Source organism: Shewanella aestuarii (assembly GCF_011765625.1).
Classification (GTDB): Bacteria; Pseudomonadota; Gammaproteobacteria; order Enterobacterales; family Shewanellaceae; genus Shewanella; species Shewanella aestuarii_A.
Window position 1 is genome coordinate 1,389,187 of the sequence record NZ_CP050313.1, and the last position, 25,351, is coordinate 1,414,537.

Annotated in this window: 20 protein-coding genes and 3 tRNA genes; 16 read left to right on the top strand and 7 right to left on the bottom strand. The window is 41.1% G+C overall.

The annotated features are described in order from the left end of the window. The first annotated feature begins 60 nt into the window (after positions 1-60). From truA to purF, 5 genes are all read left to right on the top strand, one after another. On the top strand, positions 61-846 hold the full coding sequence (truA, locus tag HBH39_RS06330; protein ID WP_167676619.1) for a tRNA pseudouridine(38-40) synthase TruA: 786 nt from the start codon (positions 61-63) through the stop codon (positions 844-846). A gap of 53 nt (positions 847-899) precedes the next feature. After that, positions 900-2,168 (top strand): bifunctional tetrahydrofolate synthase/dihydrofolate synthase, encoded by a 1,269-nt coding sequence (gene folC, locus HBH39_RS06335; protein ID WP_432280149.1) that lies wholly within the window; start codon positions 900-902, stop codon positions 2,166-2,168. Positions 2,169-2,197: 29 nt separating this feature from the next. Then, a complete protein-coding gene (gene dedD / locus HBH39_RS06340) occupies positions 2,198-2,872 on the top strand; it encodes a cell division protein DedD (protein ID WP_167676623.1) in 675 nt (224 codons plus the stop codon). 427 nt (positions 2,873-3,299) lie between these two features. Then, positions 3,300-3,788, top strand: a complete 489-nt coding sequence (locus tag HBH39_RS06345) for a CvpA family protein (RefSeq protein ID WP_167676625.1) — start codon at positions 3,300-3,302, stop codon at positions 3,786-3,788. Between the two features lie 35 nt (positions 3,789-3,823). Continuing rightward, complete coding sequence (gene purF / locus HBH39_RS06350) at positions 3,824-5,338, top strand: amidophosphoribosyltransferase (protein WP_167676627.1); 1,515 nt, start codon at positions 3,824-3,826, stop codon at positions 5,336-5,338. Between the two features lie 63 nt (positions 5,339-5,401). Here purF and mnmC read toward each other — a convergent pair whose 3' ends face one another. Continuing rightward, positions 5,402-7,426 carry an FAD-dependent 5-carboxymethylaminomethyl-2-thiouridine(34) oxidoreductase MnmC gene (gene mnmC / locus HBH39_RS06355; RefSeq protein ID WP_167676629.1) on the bottom strand — a complete coding sequence of 675 codons (2,025 nt, stop codon included), beginning with the start codon at positions 7,424-7,426 and terminating at the stop codon, positions 5,402-5,404. Positions 7,427-7,576: 150 nt separating this feature from the next. Between mnmC and fabB the strand changes: the two genes are divergently transcribed. Further along, entirely contained in the window at positions 7,577-8,788 is a 1,212-nt protein-coding gene (fabB, locus tag HBH39_RS06360; protein WP_167676631.1) for a beta-ketoacyl-ACP synthase I, read from the top strand. 45 nt (positions 8,789-8,833) lie between these two features. Here the strand turns inward: fabB and HBH39_RS06365 are convergent, their stop codons facing one another. The 5 genes from HBH39_RS06365 to HBH39_RS06385 form a co-directional block, all read right to left on the bottom strand. Beyond that, complete coding sequence (locus HBH39_RS06365) at positions 8,834-10,207, bottom strand: IS4 family transposase (RefSeq protein WP_167676633.1); 1,374 nt, start codon at positions 10,205-10,207, stop codon at positions 8,834-8,836. 135 nt (positions 10,208-10,342) lie between these two features. Continuing rightward, the gene (locus tag HBH39_RS06370; protein WP_167676635.1) at positions 10,343-10,939 is read right to left on the bottom strand and encodes a Yip1 family protein; all 597 of its coding nucleotides are present in this window, start codon (positions 10,937-10,939) and stop codon (positions 10,343-10,345) included. 367 nt (positions 10,940-11,306) lie between these two features. Next, positions 11,307-12,074: a tRNA isopentenyl-2-thiomethyl-A-37 hydroxylase MiaE gene (miaE, locus tag HBH39_RS06375; protein WP_167676637.1), complete on the bottom strand. Its 768-nt coding sequence runs from the start codon at positions 12,072-12,074 to the stop codon at positions 11,307-11,309. A gap of 91 nt (positions 12,075-12,165) precedes the next feature. Beyond that, positions 12,166-12,891, bottom strand: a complete 726-nt coding sequence (locus HBH39_RS06380; protein WP_167676639.1) for a UDP-2,3-diacylglucosamine diphosphatase — start codon at positions 12,889-12,891, stop codon at positions 12,166-12,168. Positions 12,892-12,894: 3 nt separating this feature from the next. After that, a complete protein-coding gene (locus HBH39_RS06385; protein ID WP_167676641.1) occupies positions 12,895-13,386 on the bottom strand; it encodes a peptidylprolyl isomerase in 492 nt (163 codons plus the stop codon). Positions 13,387-13,529: 143 nt separating this feature from the next. Here HBH39_RS06385 and cysS point away from each other — a divergent pair, with 143 nt between their 5' ends. Next, a complete protein-coding gene (cysS, locus tag HBH39_RS06390) occupies positions 13,530-14,909 on the top strand; it encodes a cysteine--tRNA ligase (protein ID WP_167676643.1) in 1,380 nt (459 codons plus the stop codon). Between the two features lie 64 nt (positions 14,910-14,973). Here the strand turns inward: cysS and folD are convergent, their stop codons facing one another. Next, positions 14,974-15,828, bottom strand: a complete 855-nt coding sequence (folD, locus tag HBH39_RS06395; protein ID WP_167676645.1) for a bifunctional methylenetetrahydrofolate dehydrogenase/methenyltetrahydrofolate cyclohydrolase FolD — start codon at positions 15,826-15,828, stop codon at positions 14,974-14,976. 294 nt (positions 15,829-16,122) lie between these two features. Between folD and HBH39_RS06400 the strand changes: the two genes are divergently transcribed. The 9 genes from HBH39_RS06400 (at position 16,123) to ppiD (ending at position 25,318) form a co-directional block, all read left to right on the top strand. Continuing rightward, positions 16,123-16,199, top strand: a tRNA-Pro gene (locus HBH39_RS06400). An 86-nt stretch (positions 16,200-16,285) separates the two neighbouring features. Next, positions 16,286-16,362 (top strand) — tRNA-Arg (locus tag HBH39_RS06405). Positions 16,363-16,371: 9 nt separating this feature from the next. Then, positions 16,372-16,447: transfer RNA gene (locus tag HBH39_RS06410), tRNA-His, on the top strand. Between the two features lie 332 nt (positions 16,448-16,779). Further along, positions 16,780-18,084, top strand: a complete 1,305-nt coding sequence (gene tig / locus HBH39_RS06415) for a trigger factor (RefSeq protein WP_167676647.1) — start codon at positions 16,780-16,782, stop codon at positions 18,082-18,084. Positions 18,085-18,174: 90 nt separating this feature from the next. Next, complete coding sequence (clpP, locus tag HBH39_RS06420; protein ID WP_167676649.1) at positions 18,175-18,786, top strand: ATP-dependent Clp endopeptidase proteolytic subunit ClpP; 612 nt, start codon at positions 18,175-18,177, stop codon at positions 18,784-18,786. 144 nt (positions 18,787-18,930) lie between these two features. Further along, positions 18,931-20,211, top strand: coding sequence for an ATP-dependent protease ATP-binding subunit ClpX (clpX, locus tag HBH39_RS06425; protein ID WP_167676651.1), 1,281 nt, complete (start codon positions 18,931-18,933; stop codon positions 20,209-20,211). 130 nt (positions 20,212-20,341) lie between these two features. Continuing rightward, positions 20,342-22,693, top strand: coding sequence for an endopeptidase La (gene lon, locus HBH39_RS06430; RefSeq protein WP_167676653.1), 2,352 nt, complete (start codon positions 20,342-20,344; stop codon positions 22,691-22,693). Positions 22,694-22,955: 262 nt separating this feature from the next. Continuing rightward, positions 22,956-23,228 carry a nucleoid-associated protein HU-beta gene (gene hupB, locus HBH39_RS06435; RefSeq protein ID WP_167676655.1) on the top strand — a complete coding sequence of 91 codons (273 nt, stop codon included), beginning with the start codon at positions 22,956-22,958 and terminating at the stop codon, positions 23,226-23,228. 215 nt (positions 23,229-23,443) lie between these two features. After that, positions 23,444-25,318, top strand: coding sequence for a peptidylprolyl isomerase (gene ppiD / locus HBH39_RS06440; RefSeq protein WP_167676657.1), 1,875 nt, complete (start codon positions 23,444-23,446; stop codon positions 25,316-25,318). The last annotated feature ends 33 nt before the right edge of the window (positions 25,319-25,351 follow it).

The window sequence follows — 25,351 nt, forward strand, 5'->3', positions numbered from 1 at the left end:
AACAAGCACCGTTTTTTTTATGATAGAATGCGCGCCATTACAAACTATAGGGTCAGTTTTATGCGTATTGCGTTGGGTATTGAATATGATGGCAGTCAGTATTTTGGTTGGCAACGCCAAGCTGAAGTCGATTCTGTTCAAGCACAGCTCGAAAAAGCCTTATCGTATATTGCCAATGAATCCATTGATGTATTTTGTGCTGGACGAACTGACTCAGGTGTTCATGGAACAGGTCAAGTGGTTCATTTTGAAACTAATGCTCAAAGACCCATGACAGCTTGGATGTTTGGCACCAATACTAAACTGCCAGACAATATTGCTGTGCGCTGGGCAAAAGAAGTTGATGACAGTTTTCATGCACGCTTTAGTGCAACGGCTAGGCGATATCGCTATATCATTTATAATCATCAGTTACGCCCTGGTATTTTACGTCATGGTGTGAGCCATTATCATGGCGATATTGATGAATCGTTAATGCACCAAGCAGCTCAAGTACTGATTGGTGAGCATGACTTTACTAGTTTTCGGGCGGTGCAATGCCAGTCCAACACCCCATTTAGGAATATTCACCATGTACGTGTCACACGCCAAGGCATGTATATTATGGTTGATATTCAAGCAAATGCCTTTTTACATCATATGGTGCGCAATATTGTCGGGTCATTGATTGAAATTGGGTTAGGCAATCAACCCCTAGATTGGATGAAGCAGCTTTTAGACGCAAAGGATAGAAATCAAGCGGCAGCAACCGCCAAACCAAATGGTTTGTATTTGGTTGATGTGACTTACCCTGAGCAATATAACTTGCCTAAGCTTGCCTTAGGTCCATTATTTATGCTCGATTAGGTACAAATAAAATAATAACAAAAATAGGTGAGTGAACCATGCCTCAATCTACAATCACAACTGCTCCTGATTCGACATGCCAACAATTAGATGACTGGTTAGCTTATTTACTAGCGATACACCCAAGTGAAATAGATATGGGGTTAACTCGCGTGTCTGAAGTCGCCAAACGACTTGATTTGCTTACTTTAAATGATACACAAGTTATCACTGTTGCTGGCACTAATGGCAAAGGCACAACTTGTGCCATGCTGGAGTCCATTTTGATTGAAGCAGGTAAGACCGTTGGGGTCTATAGCTCACCTCATTTATTGCGATACAACGAAAGGGTTAGAATTAATCAGCAAGATTGTAGCGATGCAGCTTTTATCAAAGCGTTTAACGCAATTGAACAGGCAAGAGCTGAGATATCATTAACTTTTTTTGAATATGCTACCCTTGCAGGATTATATTTATTTAAACAAGCTAAGCTTGATGTGGCGATACTCGAAGTCGGGCTAGGTGGTCGATTAGATGCGACGAATATTATTGATTCTGCCGCAACCATTATTACTTCTATCGATTTAGATCATCAAGAATACTTAGGTGACACTCGAGAACTTGTCGGCCGAGAGAAAGCCGGCATTTGTCGTAGCCAATGTATCTGCGTAGTGGGTGAGCCTGATTTGCCGCAATCAGTGATTGCTTATGCTAATCAGATTGATTGTCAGCTCATTAGGGTTGGTGATGATTTTAGTTATCAACAGTTTAACGAATATTGGCGATTTACGTCTGAGTTTGCTGAGTTTGACCAATTGGCTTTGCCCACTTTACCCCTTGCCAATGCCGCTAGTGCAGTGGCGCTGGTTAGTCAATTATGGCCTGAGATAAAGCCGCAAACCATAAGCCAAGGATTAATTCAGGCGACCTTGCCGGGACGGCTGGAGATAATCAGTCAATTACCGTTAGTATTACTCGATGTGGCCCATAATCCTCATGCGGCTAAATATCTAGCTAAGCAACTACAAAAACACAGTGCTGCCAACATAGTCGCTATTTGTGGCATGCTTAAAGATAAAGATATAGGTGGCGTGTTTACTGAGTTAGATACAGTTATTAACCAATGGAATATGATCACATTAAATACTGAACGAGGCGCTAGTGCTAAACAGTTAGCTGATACATATCTGGCGCAATCAAAAATAAATCAGTCAGTTACAATCAATACTTTTGATGATATAAACAATGCATGGCAATCAGTTAAGCAAACAATTAGCCCTGATGATGTAGTAATTGTGTTTGGGTCTTTTTATACTGTAGCGGCATTTAAATCGTTAACCTAATTTCTTTAATGTGGTATCAGGACAACATCTTGGAACGTCAATTTAAAAATCGATTAGTCGGCACCATCGTATTTGTAGCACTGGGAGTGATATTTTTACCCGATCTTTTAGATGGTAAAAAAGCGCGTGTGGTTGAAGAGTTTACCGACATTCCGTTGCGGCCCAATAATCAGCATCAAACTTTAGCCACTCAAAGTTCAACCGATGAAATTCCTGAGCAATTTGAAGTGTTAGACATTGCCAGTGTTGATTTAGGTGTGGTGTCTGACGTTGAAATGAGCCAGCCAATTAGCACCGCTCCAGAAGAAGATCATGAGCCAATAGCAAAGAATGCGGCAAACAATCAGCCTGTAAATACGGTAGCTAAAACAGAGCAAATAGTTAAAGCTAAAGGTTCTTCAGTAGTACCTGAAAAGAGTGTGACTAAGCCTATATTGCCAACAAAAGCGCCTGTAACAGCTGGCTATACCTTGCAACTTGGCGGCTTTAATAATGCTAAAAATGTTTCAGCGCTAGTGGCTCAATTGCGATTATCCGGATATACCGCTTATACATTGCCTGAAACCCCAGTAGATGGAAAACTCACTCGTGTCTTTGTTGGTCCTGAAGTTTCACAGGCTAAATTAGCTTCTCGACAAGATGCGATTAAAAAGTTAACTGGACTTCAAGGTAAAATTGTTCCTTTTAATCCAATGGATAAGTAAAAAACGAATCAAATGTGGTGCTTTTTATTACACCACATGATGTTCAAAAGTGTTCACTATTACTCAATTTATTAACCAATTATTAGTGAGTTGCATTAATATCAACGCCATTAAATCACTGATTATTCTACCTTGTAAAAATACCTGATATCAGTGTTAGATTTTTGCCTGTAGAGTAAATGCTTATCGAAAAAACTGCTCAGTTATCAAGCATTTTTCATCCGCTACCTCTGTTCACTTATTTACTGTGATTGAGATCAACTAGAGTCCTTCAAGAAGGCCTCCTAGAATCGGTTTATCAATCAGACGATAGTTGAAATTGATTGTTCTAATTCAAGTAAGATTAATTTATACAATCAGGGGTGAGAATAATCTTCGTCTCTGTTAGAATCCCGCCGTCTTAAAGTTTACTCGGATCCCCGTCTCAATGGTTTGGATTGATTACGCAATCATTATCGTTATTGGATTATCTACCGTCATTAGTTTGATCCGTGGATTTGCAAAGGAAGCCATGTCACTTGTGGTTTGGTTTGCTGCTTTCTTTATCGCCAGTCAATTTTATCTCGATTTAGCTGTTCATCTGACGCAAATGCAAGATGAAATGCTGCGTAACGGTGTTGCTATCGCTATCTTGTTTATTGCGACGCTAATAATTGGTGCACTGGTAAATTATCTTCTTGGTCAACTGGTTGCTAAAACCGGCTTATCTGGTACAGACCGTGTTCTTGGTTTATGTTTCGGCGCGCTTCGCGGAGCGTTAATTGTTAGCGCAATACTGTTTTTTATGGATGCGTTTACGGGGTTCCCTTCTACCGATTGGTGGAAAGACTCTGTACTCGTACCTGAATTTGGTGTGGTTATTCAGTGGTTTTTTGACTACTTGGAAAACACGTCAAGCTTTGTACCCAAAATCTAAAACAATAAAACACCTTACAGTGAGGAACCTTACCCATGTGTGGTATCGTCGGAATAGTAGGCAAGTCTTCAGTTAATCAAACGATTTATGATGCATTGACAGTGCTGCAACATCGCGGTCAAGATGCGGCAGGTATCGTAACCGTGGACGCAAATGCATTTCGTTTACGTAAAGCCAATGGCTTAGTAAAAGATGTATTTGAACCAAAACATATGCAACGTTTACAAGGTAACGCTGGGATAGGGCATGTCCGTTATCCAACGGCAGGAAGCTCTAGCGCTTCTGAAGCACAACCTTTTTACGTCAACTCACCGTTTGGTATTTCACTCGCGCACAATGGTAATTTAACCAATACCACTGAATTAGCAGAAAACTTGCTTAAAAAGCGTCGCCATATCAACACGACTTCAGACTCTGAAATTTTATTAAATCTTCTGGCTGATGAATTGCAAGAAACTCGCAGCTTGTCACTCACCGCTGATGAAGTTTTTGATGCGGTTGCTAAAGTACATTCACAAACACGTGGTGCTTATGCTGTAGCCGCAATGATCATTGGTCAGGGCTTAGTGGCATTTCGTGACCCATTTGGTATTCGCCCGTTAGTTTTGGGTAAGCAAGAAACACCAACTGGCACTGAATACATGGTTGCTTCTGAAAGCGTTGCATTAGATGCGGTCGGCTTTGAAGTGATGCGTGATGTTGCACCCGGTGAGGCGATATATGTCACATTAGATGGTCAGTTATTTACTCGTCAGTGCGCAATTGACCCAAGTTATGCACCCTGTATTTTTGAGTTTGTGTACTTTGCTCGTCCTGATTCAAGCATTGACAAAGTTTCTGTATATGCAAGCCGTGTCAATATGGGCACTAAACTGGGTGAGAAAATTAAAAAAGAGTGGGAAGATAACGATATAGACGTGGTTATCCCTATTCCAGAAACTTCATGTGATGTGGCTTTAGAAATTGCCCGCAGTATGGACTTACCGTATCGTCAAGGTTTTGTTAAAAATCGTTATATTGGCCGTACCTTCATTATGCCAGGGCAACAAGAGCGTAAGAAGTCCGTTCGCCGTAAACTTAATGCTATTAATGCTGAGTTTAAAGGTAAAAATGTTTTACTTGTTGATGATTCAATTGTTCGTGGAACAACCTCTGAGCAGATAATCGAAATGGCGCGTGAAGCCGGTGCTAAAAAGGTTTATTTTGCGTCTGCAGCACCGGAAATTCGTTTCCCTAATGTGTATGGTATCGATATGCCAACGACCAATGAGCTTATTGCTCATGGGCGTGATTCGGATGAAATTGCCAAATTGATTGGTGCTGATGGGATTATTTTCCAAGATTTAACTGATTTAGTTGAAGCCGTGAGAATGGAAAACCCTGAAATCAAGCGTTTTGAAACTTCTGTCTTTGATGGTAATTACATTACTAATGATGTTGACCAGTCTTACTTAGATCACATCATGCAGTTACGTAATGACGACGCCAAGGCTAATCGAAATAAAGACATTGGCACTAATTTAGAGATGCACAACGTTTGTCATCCTTAAATTAAATCATATATGCTCTAGGCTTATTAAATTTAAGCTTAGAGCATGTTTCACCCAGATAAATTACAGCGCTTTTCCTTTCAATAACTTTCTCATCCACATTCTATTGCCGCTAAGTAAAGCTTGAGTTGGTAAGTTTATTGGTGCGATCTCGCCGCATAAGTTGGCGGCCAAACATTCAGCAACAAGTGGGGCTGAACTTAATCCACGTGAACCGAATCCGCCTAAAAGATATAAACCATCATAATTAGCGGCAGGTGTGTGTTGCCAGTATTTTTGCCATTGGCTTGGTTTATCTTTGGATTGCAGTTGTTCTTGATATTTCGCTAATAATGCATCTATGTCTGGGGCAATGCCCATGACAGGAAAATGATCGCGGCTGACCATTCGTATCCCCACTCTGGCATCATTGCTACTCACATCGATGTCCGTTGGCCATTTCGCATTGGGAAAACTTTGCTTCATCTTTTCGCCATTGGCCAATTGCTCTGTCAGGCTGAAATCCATATTTGATGGGTTTTTAACATAGCTTGCCCCGACACAATGGATATTGTTATTTGCTGGAGTTAAATAACCATTAGCGCAAATCACTGTGGCTAAGTTAGCCAACTCACCGGTCGCTGGAACATGGCTTACCTGGCCCCTAAAGCCAGATAAAGGAATTTTAGCTGTTTGTTGATAAGAGGTTAGTTCAGCGCCACTAGCAACAATTAATTGTTTATGTTGGGCGATAATATTTGTGTTGCCTGTTGGATCAACTGAAGAAAGTGCCCAACCAGTGTCTGTTTGGTGAATTTGACTGATGCGACAATTGAGCTTTAAATTGATATTACAATTGTGCTGATGACCAATCAGCATCGCATAATCAATACTTGCCTGCGCCATTTCAAATGGACAAATCCATCCTCCCATCGGGTAGAAAAAACCATCTTGTGGTATTTCAACTCCTGCGATCAAACTAGCTTGTTTTGCAGAGACTTTAACTCCAATCTCACTTGGCCACTCTTGCCCATCAATGATTTTATCTAACCTTGCTTGGCTTCTTTGGTCAAATCCTGTGTGTAATACGCCACAAAAGCGATGCCCAATACGCAGCTCGTTTTTCTCCATCAGCTGAACACGCTGACGACTATACAAAAACGCCTGTTGATAGAATTGACTCAAAGGACCATTTTCAGGGGTAAGTAAAGGATAAATCGCACCTTGTTTATTGCCCGATGCTGCTTGTGCAATAGCGCTATCTTTACAGTAAATGACTACATTCTTACCTCGCTCAGCTAATGATAATGCTAATGAAGCTGCGGCGATGCCTCCGCCAATAATTCCTATGCAGTCGTTATTGTTATTTGTTTCCTTGTCTTTTGGGGGCAAGCATGGTGTTGATTGATAATTCCCCAAATATGCATATTGATGGTCTTGCTGATTTCTCAGTGCTTGCCTTTCTTTGCAAGCAATCTCGTCTGCTTTAGTCATTACTGGCTGGGTGTCGCTAGCAACATGAAAGCCGCAATGCTTAACTAAATTTACAATACGGTTATCGATATGCTCTGGCTGGGACTCTGCAAAAGAAATAGCCGTTAAATCGTCACTTAAGCGGCCCATTTGCCACAATGCTGCCGATGTATAAAAGTGATCCTTAGTGTCAGCTTGCAACGTATTTGAGCAAGCAAACCAATGGCACACTCTATGGGAATGATTTGCAATGCCTGTAAGCTGTTTAATCGGTTCGCCAAAGTGACAATCAAGGGTGATATTGCTGAAAATATTAATCCGTTGGCAGCCTTCAATCGGTGCAATAACTAACTCATGCCTATCGCTATCAAGTGTGCTTGTTAAATTTAATGTGATGTTAATTAAGTCACTAATACAATGAGGTTTAGTTATTAGTCCAGCAAGCAAGCTAATATGTATTCGGTGCTGAGCATAAAGGGTATCGGATTGTTGAATTTGATTAAAAGCGATAATGAGTGACTCGATTTTATCAGCACTATCGAGTCCTAAAATACCAATATGCAGTAACCTATTTTCAGTATTGCAATTATGCAATAACGACTGTAACAAATGAGAATAGTGCTGTACTCTGTTCAAATTGGTGCTTTTACTCAAAATATTTTACTCAAACTGGATTAATTGGCATTATTTTACCTGTGTTTATGGAAAGCTGACCACTTAAAAGCATGAAAGCATATATTATTGCCGCAATTAAGTGCCGACATCTACAAAATGGATATCAAAAAAATGAAGAGAGTCGTGATCACCGGTCTAGGTGTTGTTTCAAGTATCGGTAACAATAAGCAAGAAGTGATAGATTCACTCAAAGCTGGTCGTAGTGGTATTACTCACTCAGATCAATTTGAAGAAATGCAATTGCGTAGTCATGTATGGGGTGATATTAAAATGAACCCTGCAGAACACATTGATCGTAAAGCCATGCGTTTTATGGGCGATGCTGCGGCATATGCTTACATCGCTATGCAAGAAGCGATAGAAGATGCACAACTTACAGAAGAGCAATATTCTAATTTTCGTACAGGTTTAGTTGTGGGTACCGGTGGTGCATCATCTGCAAACCAAGTGCAAGCTGCAGATACCCTTCGTGCTAAAGGCGTAAAACGTGTCGGGCCATACATTGTGCCACGTATTATGGCAAGTACCGCCAGTGCATGTTTAGCAACCCCATTCAAAATTAAAGGTGTTAACTATTCAATTAGTTCTGCTTGTGCAACTTCAGCCCATTGTATAGGCCATGCTGCGGAGCTTATTCAAATGGGTAAGCAAGATATGGTATTTGCCGGTGGCGCTGAAGAGTTAGATTGGACTCTTACCATGGGCTTTGATGCTATGGGGGCTTTGTCGACTAAATATAATGATACTCCAGAAAAAGCTTCGCGTACGTATGATGCAGACCGTGATGGTTTTGTCATCTCTGGCGGCGGCGGTATTGTTGTGGTTGAAGAGTTAGAGCATGCTTTAGCGCGTGGTGCAAAAATTTATGCTGAAATTATAGGTTATGGTGCATCATCAGATGGCTATGACATGGTTGCTCCATCAGGCGAAGGTGCTGTGCGTTGTATGCAAATGGCACTTGCTGATGTAGATACCCCAATTGATTATATTAATACTCATGGTACTTCTACGCCTGTTGGTGATATGCGTGAACTTGAAGCCTTGCGTGAAGTATTTAACGGTAATGTACCACCATTAGCATCGACTAAATCGTTAACGGGTCATGCATTAGGTGCTGCCGGTGTTCATGAAGCCATTTACAGCATGTTGATGATGGAAAATAACTTTATCGCGCCTAGCATTAACATCGATAACTTGGATGAAAAAGCACAAGGAATGCCTGTTGTACGTGAAATGCGTGAAACAGAGTTAACTACCATTATGAGTAATAGCTTCGGTTTTGGTGGCACTAATGCAACCCTAGTTATGCGTAAATATAAGTAGTTTAAACGGGATAATAAAAAACCAGCCAAATGGCCTGTCTCTTGATCACAAGTTTGACTCAAGAGACTTAGCTAACTCGTAGCCCTCAAGGATGGTTTGTAACTTAAACCATCCTTGCCATAATACCTTTACAGACGCACGCCCCGTGCGTTTTGTATCTTTCCAACCTCCTAGTTTCGCTAACTCTGCATAAGCCCAGTGCATATTTGGTGGGGAGTCAGGAAGTGGCGTTTTTATTTGTTTAAGCCACAGTAATTTCCACGTTTTCGGTGTTAAAACCTGCTCGCAACTTACGTTTGTTGCATGGCTATGAGCGAATTTTAGTTGCAGAATTCGAGTGGCTATAAAAGCGTTTATAGTCACCAATCTTTCTACATTACTTAAACTTTGCAGTCTTGAGCTTTCGATGTCGGTGCCATCTGTTTTCCAGACTTTGTGGTACTCCTCAACGAGCCAGCGATGTTCATAGTGACTGACAATATTGAGGGCGTCTTCTTTTGTATGTATTGGCTCGTTGGTGATTAAATGCCAGTTTAGGTTACTGTCTGAGTTACCTCTTTCCTCGCAACCCACATAATAAACAGGCAATGATCCACCTTTCTTATTCGAGGGTACTTTAAGTGTCACCGCAGAGAAGGTAATGTCTAACGTTGCTGTGCGGGCTTTTCGTCCTGCTTTTTGAGCTATATGAATTCTCTTTTGACCCGCACTGGTTAATTCAGAAGCATAGTGAAATAGTTTGTGCTCACCTTCTTCTATATGTCTACTCATCATCGAACGGACAACAAAACGCTGCTGATTGTTCAGCTTATACTGCAAATAATCATAGATGTCGGCCTCACGATCACAAACGGATATCACCTTATCAAGGTTATCTCCCAGCCGTTTAACCATGTTGCGAGAAGCTCGCTCCCACTTATAGCTCTCTTTTTCCGAATAAGGTACTGGTGTCTTAGTTCGTCGTTTGCCTCGTGTATTTATATCTCGTGTCCATCGCTGCTGCTCAATAAGACCAACGACTTCAGATGATTCTGGTGCAAATAAGACGATACTGTGAGCAAGCAAACCACGATGACGGTTGCCTTGGTTAATATGGCCCAATTCCTCACGAATAGAGCGATGGCTATAAACGATATTCGTGGTATCTTCTAAAGCAAGTAACAGATTGTGCTGTTGCGCGCCTGTTGCGGTGGCCTTAAATCCCGCTTCTGCAATGGTGGATGCTTCTATATTTTCATTACGAATGAACCGATAGGCTCCTTCCATATCGGCAGGTGACTGACTAATATTCACAATTGGTTTTCCTGGGTTAGCAGCTAAGGTTGACGCTAACTTTACCAAACGTGAGGTTCTTCTGGGATCACCTAAATTTACTTGACCAAACTGTTGCTCTGCCCACTGTTCGTGTTTATCAATCATCGTATTTCTCCAAATCATTTGGAGTTCAGATCTCGAATTAGGGATTTAGTTCAAAAAAATCCCTGCTAATTTCTTAGCAGGGATTTGTGTATAAGAGACAGGCCAAATGGCTGGTTTTTTTTAAGTTGGAATTAACTATTGAAGCATTGGACCAAAACCTATGCTCCATAAAATGACACTTGAAGCCATTAATGCGACTAATAAGACTAAACCAGCAGTCACGACTGAGCTTGCGTAAATGAATCCCTTTTCTTCAGGTATGTTCATAATGATAGGCACACCTGCATATAATAAATATACTGAATATGCTAAACCCACTAGGCCAACGACCATCATAAACCACAAAACAGGGTAAAGTGCTGAAATACCGACCATAAATAATGGGGTGGCAGTGTAAGCAGCTAACTCTAATGCCTGAGTGTAAGTCGGGTTAGCATCGAATGTTTTCCCCATCCAATAAGCTAAATATGCTAGCGCTAAAACACCGCCGATTAAGCCAAAATACATGCCAACAGACATAAACATAGCGCTTTGACTAGTCAGGAAAAGCGGGTCGCCGGCACCTGGATGCCAACCGATATGAGCTGTTGCGAAGTACGCACATACTGCGGGGATGAGCGCAATAAGCAGAACATGACTTAAGCTGCTTTTTAACGACTCATGATTTTTTTCAATTGTTTGCCACTCTTGTTTTGGATGAGTGTAAAGTCCCATTAAGTGATTTAGTATCATTATAGTTATCCTTGTTTAGCACATGACTACAAGCTCGCCAAACGACAGACGAACTGACTACAGCTCCTAAGCAATCGCCTTAATCAGTCCAACACATACCTAGCACTACAAAATTGAGTAGTAATTGATGCCAAGTAATGACCTCATTCCCAATTTGAAGTCTATCTACTTAAGGTGATTGACAACGCCTGTTAACAGTTAGTTAACTTTAGTGGCGCTTAGACTATTTATTGAACATAAAGAGCGTTTCGTCAAGTTGTATTACGCAATTCGGCTTAGAAAAGATCTGTTTATGAATCGAATTTAATGCAAAATGCTTATTGATGGTGGTTTGTCATGGTTTTTGTTAAACAATTGCCGCTCAACATTAGTATCCTATGCTTGTTGGTATACCACTATGAAACCTTAATTCGGTGTCTGTCGTTGTGATTAATTCCGCCTCGATAGAGGCAAAAAATGCCACCCGATTGGTAATATCATAATCAGCTATTTGTTGAGCTAGAGCGAGGTAATCTTGATAATGTCTTGATTCAGAGCGTAGCAATGAGATATAAAATTTACCGATTTCAGGGGCAAGATGTGGAGCGAGGTTTGCGAATCGTTCACATGATCTTGCTTCTATAAAAGCGCCAATAATTAATTTATCAATTAATGTATCAGGCTCATGGTTTTTGGCATGTTTCATCATTCCCTTAGCGTAACGGCTAGCATTAATAGGACGATATTCGATGTTATTGTTAACCATTATTTCGAGTACTTGATAAAAATGGTGCAATTCTTCTTTGATTAACAGCACCATTTTATCAATCATGTCTTGGCCATAAGGGCAATCAGGTTTTGATTCTAGCGATTTAGATAACTGACTTTTCCCTTTTAATGAGGATAAATCCCCACTATTTTTATAAGCAAATTGTTCATAAGGTTCTGTGAGATTTGTTAATTGTTTCGCTTCATCTTTGGTTAGCACATAACGTTTAAGAAGGAATATCGCACTTTGGGCTGCTTTCAATTCACATAGAAGGTGATCGCGTAAAAGCACCTCTAAATTACCCGGTTCTTTGGCTTGATTGATCCATTGCTGTGGTGTGGGACAGGCTAAAAAAGAATTAATAGGGGCTAATAAGTCTTGATACATCTTAAATGCTAGCTTTTGAAAATTTGGCCAATAATAGCATGGAATAAGTTAGCGAGTCGCTTTTGCTTGAGAGAATACTGAGTAAAAAGAGTTAACCTACCGAATTTTTAAATGGTAATTTTTGTAATTCATATCCATTGGTATCAACAAATAACACGCTGCCTTGAGTGTACCAATCGCCAACCACTACGCGGTGCATTCCTAGAGGAATATCATGAATCGCAGGGCGGTGAGTGTGGCCATGGATCATGCTTTGGCAATTTGTTTTTGCAAGTAATGACAGCACTGCATTGGGCTCAACATCCATGATTTCATAGGTTTTGTTTTTATTACCTTGTTGGCTTTTTCGACGGATTTTACTGGCAATGTTCAATCGAGTTTGTTGCGGCAAATTTGCATATATCCATCGCACAAAGCCAATGCTTCTAAAACGTCTAAATCGCTGATAACCAATATCTAGGGTACACAAACTGTCACCATGTAATATGACTGTTTTTTTACCATACAAGGTGGTGATGTAAATATCAGGCAATAAGGTCATGCTTGCCTGTTGACAAAAGTCTTTGCCAACCAGAAAGTCTCGATTACCTTGAGTGAAATAAATCGGAATGTGTTGAGCTGCACTAGCAATCGCTTGGGCAATTTTTACTGTAAAAGGCTCAGCAATATCGTCACCCATCCATACTTCAAATAAGTCACCGATAATATAAAGCGCTTCAACATTTTCTAAACCAGTGGCTAGAAAATCAATAAAGGCGTGAGTGATATCGGGGCGGTCTGCACTTAAGTGCAAATCGCCCACAAAAGCAGTGCGCATAAATTAATTAACAGATACGCTTTGAATAACAACGGCTTCTAATGGCACATCTTGATGCATGCCACGATTTCCTGTAGCAACCGCTTTGATCTTATCAACAATGTCTAAACCTTCAACAACTTCACCAAATACACAGTAGCCCCAGCCTTGGGTTGTCTCTGATTTAAAATCAAGGAAGGTGTTGTCATTCACATTAATAAAAAACTGAGCTGTAGCTGAATGAGGATCTGATGTACGTGCCATTGCAATGCTGCCTTTACGGTTTGATAAGCCATTGTTGGCTTCATTTTTTATTGCAGCATTAACGCGTTTTTGTCCCATATCCTCAGTAAAACCACCACCTTGGATCATAAAACCATCAATAACACGATGGAAAATAGTGCCATCGTAAAAGCCATCTTGTACGTATTGTAAGAAATTAGCTGATGTCAACGGTGCTTTTTCTTCGTTAAGTTGTAAAGTAATGTCACCCAAATTGGTATGTAAAGTAATCATATGATCTCACCTAGAATAAATAATTTGCGGCGATTCTAACTTATCTTGATTGTTGCTTAAAGCACTGTGTTCAAAAGCGTGCGCATCATGATAGACTCGGCAAGAATTATTTTTCCACTGAATTTGTATACAAGAGAACCTCGATGTTAAAGATTTACAATAGTCTAAGCCGTGAGAAACAAGAGTTTAAACCGATTAACCCAGGTAAAATTGGGATGTATGTTTGTGGCGTAACTATTTACGATTTATGTCACATCGGTCATGGTCGTACTTTTGTATCGTTTGACATGATAGTCCGCTATTTACGCTACGTCGGTTACGAAGTGAATTTTCAACGTAATATTACCGATGTGGATGACAAAATCATCAAACGTGCCGCTGAAAACAACGAATCTTGTGATGCGTTAACTGAGCGTTTAACGGCTGAAATGCACAAAGACTTTGACGCATTAAATATGTTGCGTCCAGATTTTGAGCCTAAAGCTACCCTTCACATTCCTGAAATCATTGACATGGTTCAGCGCTTACTTGACCGTGGTCATGCCTATGTTGCAGCTGACGGTGACGTTTTATTTAGCGTGGCATCTTATAAAGATTATGGTCGCTTATCGGGACAAAATCTTGATCAATTACAAGCGGGTGCACGTGTTGAGGTTGATGAAAACAAGCAAAACCCAATGGACTTTGTACTATGGAAAATGTCTAAGCCGGGCGAGCCAACTTGGGAATCGCCATGGGGCGCAGGACGCCCAGGCTGGCACATTGAATGTTCAGCTATGAATGGCAAACATTTAGGCGTGCATTTTGATATTCATGGTGGCGGCTCTGATCTGCAATTCCCTCATCATGAAAATGAAATTGCTCAGTCATGCTGTGCTCACGATACTCCGTATGTAAATTACTGGATGCATTCTGGTATGGTGATGGTTGATCGGGAAAAAATGTCCAAATCATTGGGCAACTTCTTTACCATTCGTGATGTGCTTGAACATTATGACCCTGAAACTGTGCGTTATTTCTTATTATCTGGGCATTATCGTAGTCAGTTAAATTATTCTGAAGACAATCTAAAACAAGCTCGAGCTGGCCTTGAGCGTCTTTACACATCGTTAAAAGATCTTGATTTGACCGTTGAGCCTGCTGAGGCCGAACAGTATATAGCCAAGTTTAAAGTGGCGATGGACGATGACTTTAATACCCCAGAAGCTTATTCGGTATTATTTGATATAGTGCGTGAGATTAACCGTCTAAAATTAACCGATATGGCTGCGGCATCTGCACTTGGTGTCAGCCTTAAACAACTAGCGTCGGTATTGGGTTTACTAAGCCAAACGACAGAAGCCTTTTTTAAAGGAGAGGGCTCGGATGATGAAGTGGCTGAGATTGAAGCGTTAATTGTTGAGCGTAATCGTGCAAGATCAGAAAAAGATTGGCCAGCAGCCGATGTTGCTCGTGATCGTTTAAACGAGCTAGGGGTGATTTTAGAAGATGGTCCTAGCGGGACCACTTGGCGCAAAAAGTAATATTTAGATAACAAAAAGCCTGCATCGAGCAGGCTTTTTTAATATCTCTACATTAAATGCTCAATTAGCTGTGATATTGCTCACAAGCATATAAAGTATTTTCTAATAAGCTAGCAATCGTCATTGGCCCCACACCACCAGGAACGGGTGTGATAAAGGCAGCGTTGTTTGCGGCAACGTCATACTGCACATCGCCAACTAGTGAGCCATTGTCTATACGATTAATACCCACATCAATAACAATAGCCCCTGGCTTAATCCATTCTCCTGGTATAAAGCCCGGCTTACCTACCGCCACAACCACTAAATCAGCTTGACGGACTTTTTGTTCCAAGTTTTTGGTAAAGCGGTGACAGGTTGTTGTGGTACAACCTGCTAAAAGTAACTCTAAGGTCATTGGGCGGCCAACAATATTTGATGCACCAATAACAACAGCATCAAGGCCATAGGTATCAATTCCGGTTGATTTAATCAACGTCATGATACCCATTGGCGTGCAAGAACGTAGTACAGGGATACGCTGTGCTAGACGGCCAACGTTGTATGGATGAAAACCATCTACGTCCTTGTCTGGGCGAATACGCTCAATCACTTTAGAGTCTTCAATATGATCCGGTAATGGAAGTTGCACTAAAATGCCATCAATTGTTGGGTCATTATTGCATTTGTCAATTAATGCTAATAAATCGGCTTCTGACGTTGAAGTATCAAGATCAAATGACTGAGACTCAAAACCGACTTCTTCACATGCTCGGCGCTTACTGCCCACATACACTTGAGAGGCGGGATCACTACCCACTAAAATAACGGCAAGTCCCGGAACCCGCTGTCCGGCTTCTTTACGAAGAGCGACTTTTTGTTTGAGTGTGCTGCGAATAGATTGTGCAATGGCTTTACCGTCAATAATTTGAGCAGTCATGGCTAGTCGAGTTTCCTTTGAGTGGCGCGGCTATAGAGAAGGTATCAATATCTATAATAAATCGGCGGCTATTCTAACAGGCGTATGAAAGAGTGTCATTTGCTAGACAAGCAAAATACAGTGAATAAACTATTCGCACTTTGATGCTAATCGCATTTTTTGCTGTTAAATTCAACAGACAGGAAATAGATGCAAAAAAATCGTTGACGATAGCAAGGTGACTCGTTAAGATGCGCTCCGTTCTCGAGAACAAGCCGTCCCAACAGGACATCACTTGTTAAGAGGCAAAGTTTTCGGTGATTAGCGCAGCCCGGTAGCGCATCTGCTTTGGGAGCAGAGGGTCAGAGGTTCGAATCCTCTATCACCGACCAATTTAAATTATATGTTTAGATAAACATGTAATACAACAAGTGCTAAACTTGTTAAGCCAGACAGGAACAGCATGATGCTGTGCCATGCGCCCGTAGCTCAGTTGGATAGAGCATCCGCCTTCTAAGCGGATGGTCGCAGGTTCGAATCCTGCCGGGCGTACCATTTTTTATGGTGATTGTAGCTCAGTTGGTAGAGTCCCGGATTGTGATTCCGGTTGTCGTGGGTTCGAGCCCCATCAGTCACCCCATTATTCTGAAATACGTTATTAAAATGAAATTTGAATAACGTAATAGATGAAACATTTGCACATTAAACGTGCAAACATAAAAAAAGCGACCTCAGGTCGCTTTTTTTATGTCCCAAACCGCATGATTCATGCTCGACTCTACAAAAAACGCTGTATATAATGTCGCGTCTTGATAAATATCAATTATGAGCTACTAGTGCCAACAGCGTCTTCAGCATCATTTATCGCTGTGCTGGGTCACCTAGTCAAACACAATAGTCAAGAACCGAATATTTAATAGTTGAGTTATCGGCTATTACAAAGGACGTCAGACATATTTTTGAGGTAAAACAATGCAAGTTTCTGTTGAAACAACACAAGGCCTAGAGCGTCGCCTAACCATTTCTGTTCCTGCTGAGCAAATTGAGAAAGTGGTAAAAGACAATTTATTACGTGAAGCAAAGCGCGCACGTATCCCTGGTTTCCGTCCTGGTAAAGTACCAGCTTCTGTAATCGAGAAGCGTTATGGTGCAGCTATCCGTCAAGATGTGACTGGCGAAATCATGCAACGTAACTTCATTGAAGCAATCGTAGCTGAAAAATTAAACCCAGCTGGCGCGCCTGTTTTCGCTCCTGGCACAACTGAAGGTGAAAACTTTGAGTTCGTCGCCACGTTTGAAGTCTACCCAGAAGTAACATTAACGGGTTTGGATTCAATTGAAGTTGAACAGCCTAAAGCTGAAGTAAACGACACTGACGTTGACGCTATGATTGAGACGTTACGTAAGCAACATGCAACTTATGCTGCTGTTGAGCGTGAAGCGGCTGATGGCGACAAAGTTAAAATGAACTTTGTTGGTAGTGTTGATGGTGAAGAGTTTGAAGGCGGAAAAGCTGATGATTTCGAACTACAACTAGGCAGCAACCGTATGATCCCAGGTTTTGAAACCGGTATCGTAGGTCATAAAACTGGTGAAGAATTCGAAATCGAAGTCACTTTCCCTGAAGACTACCACGCTGAAAACTTAAAAGGTAAAGCGGCTAAGTTCGTTATTACGCTAACTGAAGTTCAAGCGGCTAACTTACCAGAAGTTAATGACGAGTTCGCTTCACTATTTGGTATTGCTGAAGGTGGTTTAGAAGCTCTTAAAGCTGAAATTCGCAAGAATATGACTCGTGAACTTGACCAAGCGTTAAAAGCGAACGTGAAAGAGCAAGTCATTACAGGCTTACTTGCTGCTAACGAAATCACTGTTCCTAAAGCATTAGTTGACGGTGAAGTGAATGTGCTTCGTCAACAAGCTATGCAACGTTTTGGCGGCAACGCGAAAAACATGCCTGAGCTTCCTGCTGACTTATTCACTGAACAAGCTGAGCGTCGTGTGAAAATTGGTTTACTTCTAGGTGAAGTGATTAAAACTAACGAGCTAAAAGCTGAAGATGAGCGCGTTAATGCATTAATCGAATCTATGGCTTCAGCTTATGAAGACCCATCAGAAGTTGTTGCTTACTACAACAGCAACAAAGAACTAATGCAAAACATGCGTAATGTTGCTTTAGAAGAACAAGCGGTTGAAGCTTTACTTAAAACTGCAAAAGTTACCGTTAAAGACGTCGCTTTTGAAGAATTTATGAACAAGGCTACCGGTCGCGCATAACCTTAGCTTGACTTAACAAGCGGTTCGCCATTTATAATGGCTCGTATGAGGTTCTCATACGAGCCATTTTTTATTTTAGGGAAATGAATAATGTTTAAAGCGCCAGAATCTGTACTTAATGCTCTTGTACCTATGGTTGTTGAACAAACTGCTAAAGGTGAACGTTCTTATGATATATACTCTCGTTTATTAAAAGAGCGCGTTATCTTTTTAGTCGGCCAGGTTGAAGAGCACATGGCTAACTTGATTGTGGCTCAATTATTGTTCTTAGAATCAGAAAGCCCAGACAAAGATATTTATTTATACATTAATTCGCCAGGTGGTTCGGTGACCGCTGGTATGGCAATTTATGACACCATGAAATTTATTAAACCAAATGTCAGCACAGTATGTATTGGTCAAGCTTGTAGCATGGGGGCTTTCTTACTTGCTGGTGGTGCTGAGGGGAAACGTCATTGTCTACCTAATGCTCGTGTGATGATTCACCAACCATTAGGTGGCTTCCAAGGTCAAGCATCTGACATTGCTATTCATGCTCAGGAAATTTTAGGTATCAAGAATAAACTAAATGAAATACTTGCTGAACACACTGGTCAGCCCATTGAAGTGATTGAACGTGATACTGACCGTGATAACTTCATGAGCGCTGCTCAAGCAGTTGAGTATGGATTAGTCGATTCTGTATTAACCACTCGTAGCTAATATCATTTGCCTATACGGGCTGATTTTTTGCTGATACTGGGTTATTCTTAATTCTATTGAATGAATGACTCAGATATGCAGCCATAGCATATCGACAAGCTGAGCCTAAGACGAGACGTCTTGGCTGCAACCAGAGGTAGAATAATGGGCGATAACAAAAATAACGGTGACAGCGGAAAACTGCTGTACTGCTCTTTTTGCGGAAAAAGTCAGCATGAAGTAAGAAAACTGATTGCTGGTCCTTCGGTATATGTATGTGATGAATGTGTTGAATTATGCAATGACATCATCCGCGAAGAAATTAAAGAGATTTCGCCTAAACGTGATAATGATAAATTGCCTACACCGCAAGAATTGCGTGCGCATTTAGATGATTACGTTATTGGGCAAGACAAAGCTAAAAAAGTATTAGCTGTAGCGGTATACAACCACTACAAGCGCTTACGTAATGGCACGCCAAAAGATGGTGTTGAGTTAGGTAAAAGTAATATTTTGCTCATTGGCCCTACTGGTAGTGGTAAAACTCTACTGGCTGAAACCTTAGCGCGCTCGCTAAATGTGCCTTTTACCATGGCTGATGCAACCACGTTAACTGAAGCCGGTTATGTTGGCGAAGACGTTGAAAACATTATCCAGAAGCTTCTGCAAAAATGTGATTATGATGTTGAGAAAGCACAGCGCGGTATTGTTTATATTGATGAGATAGACAAAATCAGCCGCAAGTCTGATAACCCGTCAATCACTCGTGACGTATCTGGTGAAGGCGTACAGCAAGCCTTATTGAAATTAATCGAAGGTACTGTCGCTTCAGTACCTCCTCAAGGTGGCCGTAAACATCCACAACAAGAGTTTTTGCAGGTTGATACCTCTAAAATCTTATTTATCTGTGGTGGTGCATTTGCAGGCTTAGAGAAGGTGATTGAACAGCGCTCTCACACAGGTACGGGTATTGGATTTGGTGCTGAGGTGAAAGGCGAGGCTGATAAAGCGACTATTTCTGAAATATTAGGTCAAGTTGAACCGGGTGACTTAGTTAAATTTGGTTTAATTCCTGAATTTATCGGTCGTTTACCGGTTGTTGCCACGCTAACCGAATTAGATGAAGACGCTTTGATTCAAATCTTGTCGCAACCTAAAAATGCGTTAACTAAGCAATATGCGGCATTATTTGACATGGAAGGTGTTGAGTTAGAGTTCCGTGATGATGCATTAAAGGCGATTGCTCAAAAGGCTATGTCGCGTAAAACGGGCGCGCGTGGATTACGTTCTATTGTTGAAAGTATTTTACTCGATACCATGTACGATATTCCTTCACAAGACGGTGTTGTTAAAGCAGTGGTTGATGAGTCAGTGGTTAAAGGTGAGTCAGCGCCAATTTTGATTTATGAGAATCATGAGTCACAAGCTGCCTCTGGTGAACAATAATTGAACAGCTAGTTCGTGATCTTAAAAATAAGGAGTCCATTGGGCTCCTTTTTTCGTATTGACCATTGAAACTGAACTCATCACCCCAATATACTCAGTAATAAGTCTTTTCATCAAACGGAATCGAGCCATGACCCAAGAGCGTGAAGCGCATATCGAACTCCCCGTGTTACCACTACGTGATGTTGTGGTGTATCCCCATATGGTTATTCCGCTATTCGTCGGACGGGAAAAATCTATCCGTTGCTTAGAGTCGGCAATGGAACAAGACAAGCAAATTTTATTAGTTGCTCAGCGTGATGCAGATCTTGACGAGCCTACTAAAGATGACATTTTTGACATTGGTACAGTCGCCTCAATTTTACAGTTATTAAAACTGCCAGACGGAACAGTCAAAGTGTTAGTTGAGGGTGGACAACGGGCTAAAATTAACCGTTACACTCAAGACGATGAGTTTTTTGTTGCAACTGCAGAGTATTTAGAGTCTGAAACACTTGCTGAAAAAGAAGAAGAAGTACTTGTACGCAGTGCAATAGGTCAGTTTGAAGGCTATATCAAGCTTAATAAAAAAATCCCTCCAGAAGTACTCACTTCGCTAACTGGGATTGATGAAGCTGCACGTTTAGCAGACACCATGGCTGCCCACATGCCATTAAAGCTTGAAGACAAACAGTCTGTGCTTGAAATGATCAATGTCGGTGAGCGCTTGGAATATCTGATGGCTATGATGGAAGCTGAAATTGACTTGCTTCAAGTTGAAAAACGCATTCGTACTCGCGTTAAAAAGCAGATGGAAAAAAGTCAGCGTGAGTATTATTTGAATGAGCAAATGAAAGCTATTCAAAAAGAGTTAGGTGATATTGATGAAAGTCATGATGAATTTGAAGTCTTAGGCAAAAAGATTGAAGAATCTGGCATGCCAAAAGATGCTAAAGATAAAGCCAATGCTGAATTAAACAAATTAAAAATGATGTCTCCAATGTCTGCCGAAGCCACGGTTGTGCGTAGTTATGTCGATTGGATGACGTCAGTACCTTGGAAAAAACGTTCTAAAATCAAACGTGATTTAGCCAAAGCGCAAGATGTATTAGATACTGATCATCATGGTCTTGAAAAAGTAAAAGAGCGTATTCTTGAGTATTTGGCTGTACAAAGTCGAGTTAAGCAGCTCAAAGGGCCGATTTTATGTTTGGTTGGGCCACCAGGTGTAGGTAAAACCTCCTTAGGTCAATCGATTGCAAAAGCAACTGGTCGTGAGTATGTTCGTGTTGCCTTAGGTGGTGTGCGAGATGAAGCTGAAATTCGTGGTCATCGTCGAACTTACATTGGCTCTATGCCGGGGAAAATTATTCAAAAGATGTCTAAAGTGGGCGTTAAAAACCCATTATTTCTTTTAGATGAAATTGATAAGATGAGCTCAGATATGCGTGGCGATCCATCGTCAGCATTACTTGAGGTTTTAGACCCGGAGCAAAATGCAACATTTAACGACCACTACTTAGAAGTGGATTATGACTTATCTGATGTGATGTTTGTGGCTACGTCTAACTCAATGGATATCCCAGGCCCCTTGTTAGATCGTATGGAAGTGATTCGTTTGTCGGGCTACACCGAAGATGAAAAGCTCAATATAGCTAAACAACATTTGTTACCAAAACAAGTTGAACGTAATGGCCTTAAAGCTAAAGAAATTAACGTTGATGATAGTGCAATTTTAGGCATTATTCGTTATTACACTCGTGAAGCTGGCGTTCGTTCTCTTGAGCGTGAATTGTCTAAAATTTGCCGTAAAGTGGTTAAACAGATTTTATTAGACAAGTCCGTTAAAACTGTTGACGTTAATCAAGAAAACCTTAAATCATTTTTAGGCGTTCAGCGTTTTGATTATGGTAAGGCGGAATCAACAAACCAAATCGGTCAAGTAACTGGTCTAGCGTGGACTCAAGTTGGTGGTGATTTACTCACCATTGAAGCGACTTCTGTAGCAGGCAAAGGCAAACTGGCTTACACAGGTTCACTAGGTGATGTGATGCAAGAATCTATTCAGGCAGCAATGACCGTTGTTAGAGCTCGTGCAGAACAGTTAGGTATTAATGCTGATTTTTATGAGAAGCGTGATATTCATGTTCACGTTCCAGAAGGGGCAACTCCCAAAGATGGTCCATCTGCTGGTGCGGCAATGTGTACGGCATTAGTATCTAGTTTAACTGGTAATCCTGTTCGTAGTGATGTGGCGATGACAGGTGAAATTACCCTACGCGGTGAAGTGTTGCCCATCGGTGGATTGAAAGAAAAACTGCTAGCAGCACATCGTGGTGGTATTAAACATGTTCTTATTCCTAAAGAAAATGAACGTGATTTAGAAGAGATACCACAAAATGTGATAGCTGATTTACAGATTCATCCGGTGCGCTGGGTAGATGAAGTGTTGAAATTATCGCTTGAACGCCCAGTTGAAGGCTTTGAAGTGGTTAAAAAATAGCTGTTTAGTGAAAAAATTGCTCTAGAGCATCAAAAAAGTGAAAAAAGGGGCTTAACAAAACGCTGACCTGTGGTAGCCTAGGTTTGTGGAGAGTCAGACACACCAAGCCCTTGGCGCATCTGACTTTGAGCTGTATCCAATTTTAATTTTTTTGGTTTTCTAGTAAATTTGGCATAGTGCCAAAATTTAAACAAAAAGCCTCCGCAGACCGCTCTAAACATGGATTTGGTTGCGGCGCGACAATAACATTCAAGGGGATGACATGAACAAATCTGAACTAATCGAGAAAATTGCTTCTGGTGCTGATATTTCTAAAGCGGCTGCTGGTCGTGCACTAGATTCATTTATCGCAGCGGTAACTGAAGGTCTAAAAGAAGGCGATAAAATTTCTCTAGTTGGTTTTGGTACTTTTGAAGTACGTCAACGTGCAGAACGCACTGGCCGTAACCCACAAACGGGTCAAGAAATTAAAATTGCTGCTGCGAACATTCCTGCGTTCAAAGCTGGCAAAGCGCTTAAAGACGCTGTTAACTAAAAATTAGTTAATAACGTTGCCTTTGTAAGGCATTCGTAATTCAAGCACTGCTGAGGCGGTGCTTTTTACGAGATGATATATCAATTGTAAAGTTGATATTAGGAGTATTGGCTTCTACCTGTAGTAGCACTGATGACTCCTTACATAAATTACAAGAAGGCGCATCAACAGGTGATGCGCCTTTTTATTTTTAATCGCAACAAGCGAGAATTCAGATGTTAGAAAAAATTCGCGAAGGGTCACAAGGGGTTATTGCTAAGTCAATTCTTGTACTTGTGATACTTTCATTTGCTTTTACTGGTGTCAGCAGTTATTTAAGCTCTAACACTGGTGCCGCCGCAGCCATCGTAAATGGCACAGAAATTAGCGCAGCTGAACTTGAACAAGCATTTCAAAATGAACGTGCTAGTTTAGAGCAGCAATATGGTGAAATGTTTGCAGCATTATCTGCTGACGACACCTATATGCAAAGCATCAAAAACAGTGTGTTAGACCGATTAGTGGCTAATGTATTAGTTGACCAAGCTGCTATTGACTTAGGTTTACGTGTATCTGATGAACAAATAAAACAAGCGATATTCGCCGAGCCTGCATTTCAAACCGATGGCCGTTTTGACAACGATCGTTATCAAGCTGTTTTGCGTCAACTTAACTATCAGCCGGCAACGTTTCGAGACATGATGCGTGTAGATATGACTCGTCGTCAGTTATTGAATGCATTAGTGGGTAGTGAATTTGTTCTAGATGGCGAAGCCAATCAGCTTGCACAAGTGCAAAGCCAAACGCGCGATATTCGTTATGTCAGTGTTGATGCAACGCCATTTTTAGCTGCTGCAAGTGTGACAGCCGAAGAAGCCAAAACATTTTACGACACTAATTTAAATCAGTTTAAAAGTCCTGAGTTAATTAGTCTTGAATATGTTGAGTTAGACGTTGCCGATATGGCCAAAGGCATCACGACTGATGATGCTGAAATTAAGCAGTATTACGATGAAAACCAAGCACAATATAAGACCCCTGAAAAGCGTTTAGCTAGCCATATTTATGCCGCAAGTGGTGATGATGCAGCGGATCAAGCTAAGCTTGAAGCGATTTCAGCGCGTTTAGCGGAAGGTGAAGATTTTGCTGAGCTTGCTAAAACTGAATCTGATGATCAATTTAGTGCCGAACAAGGTGGTCAAATTGACTGGTTTGAACAGGGCGTAATGGATCCTGCTTTTGATCAAGCTTTATTTAGCTTAGCTAAAGGTGAAGTATCAGGTGTTGTTAAAGGTGAATTTGGTTATCACATTATCAAACTTGATGATGTTCAAGCCGGCGCAATTGCCCCATTTGCTGACGTTAAAGATAAAATTGTAGAACAAATTCAGCAGAAAAAAGCGTTAGATATTTTTTATAGCCTTCAAACTAAGCTTGCTGATACCAGCTACGAAATTCCAGATACACTTTTCGATACAGCTAAAGCGGTGAATAAAGAAGTTCAAACCACAGCGTTATTTACACGCGACAATCCGCCTGCAAAATTAGACAATCCTGAGTTACTAAAAGCGGCATTTTCTGATCAAGTGCTAAACAGTGGCATGAACAGTGACGTGATTGAACTCGCACCCAATCATGTTGTTGTTATCCGTGTTAAAGAACATCAAGAAGCGGGTACGATGAGCTTTGATAAGGTTGAAGCGCAAATCATGCAACGCTTAAAGCAAGATAAAGCGCAAGAAGCCGCTCGTGAAAAAGCTGCAACTTATATGGCACAGTTTAAAGCGGGTGATTTTTCACTTACAGATGCTGAAATTGTGACTGTCGCAAAGCTTGACCGTTATAATCAGGACGTTAATGCAGCTGTTACCAATAAAGCATTCCAAATGCCAGCACCAGAGGCTGGTAGCGTATCAATTGATACTGCAGCAATGGGGGCTGGGTATGCCGTTGTGATACTTGATAAGGTTAACACTGCTGACAATATTGACGCTGATTTAATTCAATCTTTAAAAGATGGATTAGCACGTCAATTTAGTCAAGCTGACTACCGCGCAGTGGTCGAGTCATTGAAGGCAAAAGCCACGATTGAATATCCTGTAGCGGAATAAAATACCGTTTTTGATTTGAAAGCCAAGGCACTG